This is a genomic window from Kocuria sp. ZOR0020 (assembly GCF_000800955.1).
Lineage (GTDB): Bacteria > Actinomycetota > Actinomycetes > Actinomycetales > Micrococcaceae > Kocuria > Kocuria subflava.
The window spans coordinates 1-5,741 of the sequence record NZ_JROX01000165.1 but is presented as its reverse complement, the minus strand read 5'-3'; the positions used below and the strand labels follow the sequence as shown (position 1 = coordinate 5,741).

General features: G+C 66.6%; 9 protein-coding genes. 3 read left to right on the top strand and 6 right to left on the bottom strand.

Annotated elements, in window-relative coordinates; translation table 11 throughout:
* From L979_RS10100 to arsB, 5 genes are all read right to left on the bottom strand, one after another.
* Nucleotides 1-192: FAD-dependent oxidoreductase (locus L979_RS10100; protein WP_047692083.1), on the bottom strand; the 192-nt coding region annotated here is incomplete at its 3' end.
* Nucleotides 185-1,168 carry a thioredoxin-disulfide reductase gene (trxB, locus tag L979_RS10095; protein WP_047692082.1) on the bottom strand — a complete coding sequence of 328 codons (984 nt, stop codon included), beginning with the start codon at nucleotides 1,166-1,168 and terminating at the stop codon, nucleotides 185-187. The genes trxB and L979_RS10100, both read right to left, overlap by 8 nt.
* Nucleotides 1,169-1,179: 11 nt before the next feature.
* A complete protein-coding gene (locus tag L979_RS10090; RefSeq protein WP_047692081.1) occupies nucleotides 1,180-1,620 on the bottom strand; it encodes an arsenate reductase ArsC in 441 nt (146 codons plus the stop codon).
* A 27-nt stretch (nucleotides 1,621-1,647) separates the two neighbouring features.
* Nucleotides 1,648-2,082, bottom strand: a complete 435-nt coding sequence (locus L979_RS10085; protein WP_047692080.1) for a low molecular weight phosphatase family protein — start codon at nucleotides 2,080-2,082, stop codon at nucleotides 1,648-1,650.
* Entirely contained in the window at nucleotides 2,079-3,197 is a 1,119-nt protein-coding gene (gene arsB / locus L979_RS10080; protein WP_047692087.1) for an ACR3 family arsenite efflux transporter, read from the bottom strand. Before arsB ends, L979_RS10085 begins: the two co-directional genes overlap by 4 nt.
* 83 nt (nucleotides 3,198-3,280) lie before the next feature.
* Here arsB and L979_RS10075 point away from each other — a divergent pair, with 83 nt between their 5' ends.
* Together L979_RS10075 and L979_RS10070 are read left to right on the top strand one after the other, a co-directional pair.
* Nucleotides 3,281-3,640: a helix-turn-helix transcriptional regulator gene (locus L979_RS10075; protein ID WP_052209770.1), complete on the top strand. Its 360-nt coding sequence runs from the start codon at nucleotides 3,281-3,283 to the stop codon at nucleotides 3,638-3,640.
* Between the two features lie 7 nt (nucleotides 3,641-3,647).
* Nucleotides 3,648-4,745 carry an ArsO family NAD(P)H-dependent flavin-containing monooxygenase gene (locus L979_RS10070; RefSeq protein ID WP_369792990.1) on the top strand — a complete coding sequence of 366 codons (1,098 nt, stop codon included), beginning with the start codon at nucleotides 3,648-3,650 and terminating at the stop codon, nucleotides 4,743-4,745.
* A gap of 40 nt (nucleotides 4,746-4,785) precedes the next feature.
* On the opposite strand, the gene L979_RS10065 is transcribed toward L979_RS10070, so the two are convergent.
* Entirely contained in the window at nucleotides 4,786-5,271 is a 486-nt protein-coding gene (locus L979_RS10065) for a MerR family transcriptional regulator (protein ID WP_369792989.1), read from the bottom strand.
* 34 nt (nucleotides 5,272-5,305) lie between these two features.
* Here L979_RS10065 and L979_RS10060 point away from each other — a divergent pair.
* On the top strand, nucleotides 5,306-5,741 hold a 436-nt coding region (locus L979_RS10060), incomplete at its 3' end, for a SulP family inorganic anion transporter (protein WP_047692079.1).

Sequence of the window (5,741 nt, the reverse complement as noted above, 5' to 3'; positions counted from 1 at the left end):
ATCGATGTTGAACCGCCACGGGGAGAACAGGCGGGTGTGGCCCCATGCGCGGATGGCAGCCGCGACGGTGCTGCCGGCCTCCAGCACCAGCGGCGTGAGGCCGCGTTCGCGGAGGTGGGCGGCGGTGGCCAGCCCGACGGGGCCGGCACCGATGACGACGACCGGCAGACTGTGGGTGGTGGTGTCAGGCATGGCTGGTCTCCTGAAGGACGGCCGTGGTTGCCTGTTCGGTGGCGGCGAGGAAGCGTTCGGCGTCCAGGGCGGCGGCGCACCCGGTGCCGGCCGCGGTGATGGCCTGCCGGTAGCGGTGGTCGACCGCGTCGCCGCAGGCGAAGACGCCGGGCAGGTTGGTGGCGGTGGTCGGGGCATCGACGACGATGTAGCCGTCCGGGTCGAGGTCCAGCTGGCCCTTGACGAGTTCGGTGCGGGGCAGGTGCCCGATGGCGACGAAGATCCCGGTGGCGTCCAGCTGGCTGATGCTGCCGGTGATCGAGTCGGTCACGCTCACGCCGGTGACCTTCTCGTCTCCGTGGATGGCAGTGATCTGGCTGTTGTAGAGGAAGCGGATCTTCTCGTTGTCGTGTGCCCGCTGGGCCATGATCTTCGAGGCGCGCAGCGTGTCCCGCCGGACCACCACGGTCACGGTCGCGGCGAACCGGGTCAGGAACAGTGCCTCCTCCATGGCCGAGTCCCCACCGCCGACGACGATGATGTGCTGGTCGCGGAAGAAGAACCCGTCGCAGGTGGCGCACCAGGACACGCCGTGCCCGGTGAGACGTTTCTCATCGGCCAGTCCGAGCTCTTTGTACGCCGAACCCGTGGCGACGATGACGGCCGGTGCTCGGTAGGTGGCACCGGACAGGGTGGTGACCTCCTTCAGGGGCCCGGTCAGGTCGACGGCGGAAGCGTCGTCGTACTCGATGCGGGCACCGAAGTTGGCGGCCTGCTCGCTGAGCCCCATCATGAGTTCCGGGCCCTGGATGCCACCGGGAAATCCGGGGAAGTTCTCGACGTTGGTGGTGTTCATTAAGGCGCCGCCGTGGGTGACGGATCCGGCGATCACCCGCGGGGCCAGCCCGGCGCGTGCCGCGTAGATGGCGGCGGTATACCCGGCGGGGCCGGACCCGATGATGATCAGCTCATCCGTTTGGGTGCTGGTGGTCGTCAGGTGTCAGCGCCTCACTTCGCGCCGGTCGAGGCCGGCAGCAGCTCGGAGACAAGCTGCTCGATGCGGGCCTTGATGTCATCGCGGATCGGGCGGACCGCCTCGATGCCCTGGCCTGCGGGGTCTGCGAGGTCCCAGTCCTCGTAGCGCTTGCCCGGGAAGATCGGGCACGCGTCCCCGCAGCCCATGGTGATGACGACGTCGGAGGCCTTGACGGCGTTGGTGGTGAGGATCTTCGGGGAGGCAGAGGTGATGTCGATGCCGTCTTCTGCCATCGCCTCGACGGCGACCGGGTTGATCTGGTCGGCGGGTTCCGAGCCGGCCGACCGGACCTCGATCCGGCCGCCCGACAGTTCGGTGAGGTAGCCGGCGGCCATCTGGGAGCGGCCGGCGTTGTGGACGCACACGAACAGCACGCTGGGCTTGGTCGTGGTGGTGTTGGGGGCAGCGGTCATAGGACCATCCAATCCGGGAGTGGGTTTTCAGTCGTTGAGAAGTGCGGAGTGCAGAGCCTGCACGCGGGTGTCGATGTCGTCGCGGACCAGGCGCATCCGTTCGATGCCCTCGATGCCGCGCTCCGAGGGCTCATCGGTGTTCCAGGTCTCGATCGTGGCGGTCATACCGTCGAAGGGTTCGACGTGTGCTTCCTCGCCGAGGACGATGACCCGGTCGACCCGGCGCAGCAGCTCGGGATCGATGGACTTGGGCGATTCTCCGGACATGTCTGCGCCCACCTCGGCGACCACGTCGGCGGACAGGGCGTTGAGGGAGGTGCCGGGCTTGGTGCCGGCCGAGTGCACCTCAACCGCGTCGCCGGCCCGGTGGCGCATCAGCGCGGCGGCCATCTGGGACTTGCCGCCGTTCTTGACGCAGACGAAGAGGACGCTGGGCCTTTTCGGTTCAGAGGTGCTGGTCATGCTCGGACTCCAGAGGTTCTGCGTGCGGGGACAGTCGGGTCGTTGGGGAACAGCTTGGGACCGGCCCAGAGAGCGACGTAGACGAGACCGACGAGGACGGGGACTTCGATCAGCGGGCCGACGACACCGGCCAGCGCCTGCCCCGAGGTGATCCCGAAGGTACCGATCGACACCGCAATCGCGAGCTCGAAGTTGTTGCCCGACGCGGTGAAGGCCACGCTGGTTGACTTCGCGTAGTTCAGGCCCACAGCTTTGGATGCGAAGAGGCTGATGGCGAACATCAGGACGAAGTACAACAGCAGCGGCACCGCCATCCGGGCCACATCCAGGGGCTGCGAGGTGATCGCCTCACCCTGCATGGCGAACAGCAGCACGATGGTGAACAGCAGTCCGTAGAGCGCCCAGGGACCGATCCTCGGCAGGAACTTCTCCTCGTACCACTCGCGGCCCTTGGCCTTCTCCCCGAACACGCGGGTGAGGAAGCCGGCCAGCAGCGGAATGCCGAGGAAGACCAGTACCGAGGCCACGATCGCCCAGACGGAGAACTCCGCCGAGGTCGTGGGCAGTCCCAGCCAGGACGGCAGCACCTGCAGGTAGAACCAGCCCAGCGCGCCGAACGCCACGACCTGGAACACGGAATTGATGGCCACCAACACGGCGGCGGCCTCCCGGTCCCCACAGGCCAGGTCGTTCCAGATGAACACCATCGCGATGCAGCGGGCCAGACCCACAATGATCAGCCCGGTGCGGAACTCCGGCAGATCGGGCAGGAACACCCAGGCGAGCGTGAACATGAACGCCGGGCCGACGACCCAGTTGAGGAACAGCGACAGGGTCAGCAGCTTCCGATCTCCGGTCACCCGATGCATCTCGTCATAGCGGACCTTCGCCAGCACCGGATACATCATGACCAGCAGGCCGATGGCGATCGGCACGGAGATCCCGCCGATCTTCACGGCGTCCAGGGCCGTGTCGAGGCCGGACACGAACCGCCCCAGCAGCAGGCCTGCGGCCATCGCTGCCAGAATCCAGAGTGCCAGCCACCGGTCCAGGAGGGACATCTCCTTCGTCACCGGCACCGCATTCTGCGCGGCCGTCGTTGCAGTGGTGCTCATCAGCACTACGCTCCCTGTATTGATGAATGTCTATGGGACAGACTAAACGGACGCATCGATGGGCGTCAATGTATGATGGGGTGATGGCAACCGCATTCGAAACCGTGAAACTGCTCACCCCCCATGCCAACGACTGCTGTTCGCTGGCGGTCGCACCGCTGGGCGCGGACCAGGCCGAGCAGATGGCCAAAAAGCTCAAAGCGCTGTCCGACCCGACCCGCCTGCGGGTGCTGTCGCATGTAGCCGCGCAGGGATGCGACGCGGTGTGCGCCTGCGATCTGACCGAGACGCTCGACATCAGCCAGCCGACGATCAGCCACCACCTCAAGAAGCTCGTCGAGGCAGGCCTCCTGACGCGTGAGCAGCGTGGGAAGTGGGCGCACTACACCGTGGTGCGCGAAGCGTTCGCTGAGCTGCGCCAGTTCCTCGCCCTGGACGGATGACCGCGCAGTGGAGGTGAGAGGCCGAGTCGATGTTGCCGTCATCGGTGGCGGACAGGCCGGCCTGGCGATCGGCTACTACCTGCGCCGCGCCGGATTGTCCTTCGTGATTCTCGACGACCAGGAGGACCCCGGTGGGGCCTGGAGGCACGTGTGGTCCTCGCTGCGGCTGTTCTCGCCGGCAGAGTACTCATCGTTGCCCGGCCGGCTGATGCCGAGGACCGCCAGCGGCAACCCCGACGCCGATCACGTGATCCGATATCTGGCCGACTACGAGGAGCGGTATGCGCTCCCAGTCGTGCGGCCGGTGCGCGTTGCCCAGGTCGTCCAAACCAGCGAGGGATTCCAGCTGCTCACCGATGCCGGCGAGTGGCGGGCGCGTGCCGTCGTCAACACGACAGGCACATGGTCTCAGCCCTTCTGGCCAACCGTGCCGGGACAGAGGAATTTCTGCGGGAACCAGATCCACAGTGCCGACTATCGCGGCCCGGACCAGTTCGAGGGCCAATCCGTCCTCGTCGTCGGCGGAGCGAACTCAGCCGCACAGATCGCAGCCGATCTCGCCCGCGTCGCGACGGTGACCTGGTGCCTGCGGGGGCAGCCGCGCTACCTGCCCGACGCCGTCGACGGGCGTGAACTCTTCCGGGTGGCCAGCCAGCGGGTGCGCGCACTGGCCGCCGGGGACCCGGACTCCGGCGGCGTCGCGGACCTGGGCGACATCGTTGCCGTCCCACCCGTGAAGAAGGCACGGGATGCAGGGCTGCTGATCCCGCACCCGATGTTCGAACGCTTCACCCCCGACAGCGTGATCTGGAATGACGGCAGCGCACGCCGAGTCGACGCGGTGATCTGGGCCACCGGCTTCAGGCCGGCGCTGCGCCATCTGCGGGCACTCGACCTCCGGGAGTCAGACGGGACGATCAGGCTCGATGGAACGGCCTCACCCCGGATCCCGGGGCTCTATTTCGCGGGCTACGGGGACTGGACCGGCCCCGGATCGGCCACCCTTATCGGAGTCGGATCCACCGCGAAAGCCACGGTCGGCGCCATCGCCGACCACCTTGACTCTGCCACGACTGCTGCGGCCAGCTCTGCCCGAGCGCGGTGACCACGGTTACGTCAACAAATCCACCTTCGACGTGGAAGCCTCAAACAAGTCGCGCCCGGAGGATCCCGAGGAACTCATCGGCCCGTTCGACCTGTCTGGCGAGCTTCTCGCGCTTGGCGTTGGCGTCTCCCAGGAGTGCAAGGAGCTTCTCTCGTGCCTTGCTTCGTTCGGTGTCGGGTGCGTCGCTTTCAAGCACATCGAGCAGGGTGAGCAGTTCGCCCATCTCGGCGGTGGAGTAGTTCAGCGCCTTCATCCGGCGAATGGTCATGAGGCGCCGGAAGTCTTCGTCGGTGTAGACCCGGAACCCGCCTTCGGTCCTCCCTGTCGCAGGAATCAAACCGATCTCTTCGTAATGTCGCAGGGTCCGGGAAGACAGCCCCGACTTCTCTGCCATCTCACCGATGTGCACTCTCATCTCCATCTCGTCCTCGCCGCCGATCCTCCACTGCCGCGGAGGACCGGTTTGCACCAACCCTAACGCAACGTTAATGTTAACCTCGAACTCTGACGTGCCGTGAAGGTTCACGGCGAGCTCCCCTCTCTTTCGCTAGGAGACCTCTGTGTCCACAGCCCTGACTTCGACCGGCGAGCAGAATGCTCCCACTCCCGAGGAGCGCCAAAGTGTCCGCCTGACGCTGCGGCGCCCGGGGTGGCTCAAGACCGAGATCCTCGCCGGCCTCGTCGTCGCCCTGGCGCTGATTCCCGAGGCGATCGCCTTCTCGATCATCGCCGGGGTCGACCCCCGGGTCGGTCTGTTCGCCTCGTTCACGATGGCCGTCACCACCGCGATCCTCGGTGGTCGGCCAGCGATGATCTCCGCGGCCACCGGCGCGATCGCTCTTGTCATCGCTCCGCTGGTAAATTCGCACGGTTTGGACTACTTCATCGCCGCGGTCATTCTCGCCGGTGTCTTCCAGGTGATCCTTGCCCTGGTCGGCGCGGCCCGGCTCATGCGGTTCATTCCGCGCTCGGTGATGGTCGGCTTCGTCAATGCCC